Raw genomic sequence first — 1,973 nt, 5'->3', positions numbered from 1 at the left:
GTACAACACCCAGCGCATCCAGAAGAAGCTTGGTTGGCGTTCACCCGACGAATACGAAGCCAGCTACCATCAACCGGTTCCAGTCGGAACCAGGTAATCCGCTCTCCGGCTCAGCGGGGGAATCTCAGGTCGGGCCCGTGAGCAGCCACCATGTTCGATGAGTGAACAGGCTGCCGTAGCTTTTGGAATTGGTTGGCTCCGGTGGGATGGGATATCGCGCGGCGAACGATCCGAGCGTAAGCGCGTCGGCCTCACTGGACTCGAGCTGCGTCATGGTCGTGAACTGGTCGTGGGTCGCAGGAGCGAGTTGGACCATCGTTTCGTGAGAACTTCGACAGGCGTGCCGGAGACCGTCCGTTGACGACATCGTCAGCATGACGCTCCTCGCCGGTGTGAGGTCGAGTCTGTGGGCCAAGCGCAGGATGTATCCCGGTAACGACTCGTCCGGTATTGGGTCCAGACTGCGCGGCAACGGTCGTGGTCTGCGCATGTCAGCCTGGGTTTCCGATGGCTGGCGGCAGGCCGCGGTCGTCGAAGACGGTATTGCGTCTCCGCTTTCGTTTCTCGGGTCCGGGTGTTATTGGAATGTTGAGGATTTCGTCGTTGGTGCGGGCGGGCCCGGGGATGTTGCCGAGGTTGATGGTGATGGTGTCGAGCAGGTCCGAGGTGAGGTTCTCGACGCCCGTGTTGATGGCTTCGGTGCAGCCGTCCTCGATGAGGCGCTCGAGTAGCCCGACGACGCCGTTGGTGCGGCGGAACAGGTATTCGGGCATGTTGCCGCCGGTGAGCATGTCGGGTGCGGCGTCGAACAGTCGCATGCTCTGCGCAAGCCCGTCGAGGTGGGCAATCCAGGCGGCGACGCCGGCGGGGGTGTTGTAGCGGAACGGTTCGAGGTGAAGCAGGTCGAAGCGGCGTTCGGTCTGGGTCGCTTCGTCGTCTGCGAGATCCGGGGGTGGTGGCGGGAACACCCATTGCCCGGTGCGCGGGTCGTGGCGGCCTTCTCGCAGCAGCCCGGAGCGGGGGATGTCGACCCGATGAGCACCAGCGTGGTGTGCATGCTCATGAACGCGCGCATCAGGTCGAGGGTGTCCTGGTCGTCGGCGCGGTGCATCTTCAACCGGGTGATGTCGTCGAGCAGCAGCACTTTCGTAGCGTGGTCGTGCAGTGAGGCGCGGACTTGTCTGGTCAGCTGCGGCAGGTTCATTCGCTTGTAGTCGGCGCCGTAGAAGTCCAGGATCGCCTGGCAGGTGGATTTCGGTTTCGCGGTCACCGGGGTCTGGACGTAGGCGACCGGGGCGTGCAGATCCCGGGTGCCGGGAATCGCGTTCGGGTTGAGTTGGGCGTGCGCGTCGAGCCAGGCGTCTTCGAACGCGGCCGCGAGCTCGCAGGCGGTCTCGGTCTTGCCCTGTGCGATTCCTACGAGGACTTGAACCTCGTCGGGCCTCTCCTTGTTCTACCAGGTCAGCAAGCCGACTCACACATATCACCGACGCTCAACTGCCGTTTCGCGACGCGTCACTACATTTCGCGACAGACGATACCACCTCTGCTGATGACCCGGTCATCACGGCGTCAGCGCATGGGTCCGCCGCCTGGTGATGACGGCGTCATCACCTCAGATCGTGCCCTGGAGCTTGCGGTTCTCCGCTGGAGACACTCGGCACCTCGGCGGTTCACCAGCCCAACCTCGCTCCCGGACGACGGCGTTCGGATCGGCGTAGTTCGTGTCCGGACAATCTACCGGAACGCGATCCGTCCGATCGGATTCAACTCATCCAACCAGCACGACGTGAGTAATACGCGCACGTAACCCGCGCGCAAGGAGGAGGTCAGGTGCAGCCGGAACGCACTAGCCTCGGCCATTCATGCTTTTCCCGGCACTTCGTGTCGGGAATAGCGAAAAGGTGCTCTGACCTGCGATAATTCGACTTACTGAGGGTCGAAGATCGAGGTTGTAGGAGCACCTTTTCGGT

General features: G+C 62.7%; 2 protein-coding genes and 1 pseudogene. All 3 read right to left on the bottom strand.

The annotated features are described in order from the left end of the window. Nucleotides 1-124: 124 nt before the first annotated feature. The gene (locus IU459_RS40300; RefSeq protein WP_369123110.1) at nucleotides 125-490 is read right to left on the bottom strand and encodes a TniQ family protein; all 366 of its coding nucleotides are present in this window, start codon (nucleotides 488-490) and stop codon (nucleotides 125-127) included. Between the two features lies 1 nt (nucleotide 491). Further along, the gene (locus IU459_RS39140) at nucleotides 492-968 is read right to left on the bottom strand and encodes a hypothetical protein (RefSeq protein WP_228839044.1); all 477 of its coding nucleotides are present in this window, start codon (nucleotides 966-968) and stop codon (nucleotides 492-494) included. Between the two features lie 68 nt (nucleotides 969-1,036). Continuing rightward, nucleotides 1,037-1,414, bottom strand: a pseudogene (locus IU459_RS40295) (AAA family ATPase); the annotation flags it as partial. Nucleotides 1,415-1,973: the final 559 nt, after the last annotated feature.

The sequence above is a fragment of the Nocardia amamiensis genome, assembly GCF_015477605.1.
GTDB lineage: Bacteria > Actinomycetota > Actinomycetes > Mycobacteriales > Mycobacteriaceae > Nocardia > Nocardia amamiensis_A.
The sequence above is the reverse complement of the archived record's forward strand: the minus strand, read 5'-3'. Positions and strand labels throughout refer to the sequence as shown.

Excerpts from the sequence above, each read along its gene's own strand:
- IU459_RS40300 (WP_369123110.1), bottom strand. The coding sequence starts at position 490 with ATGCGCAGACCACGACCGTTGCCGCGCAGTCTGGACCCAATACCGGAC.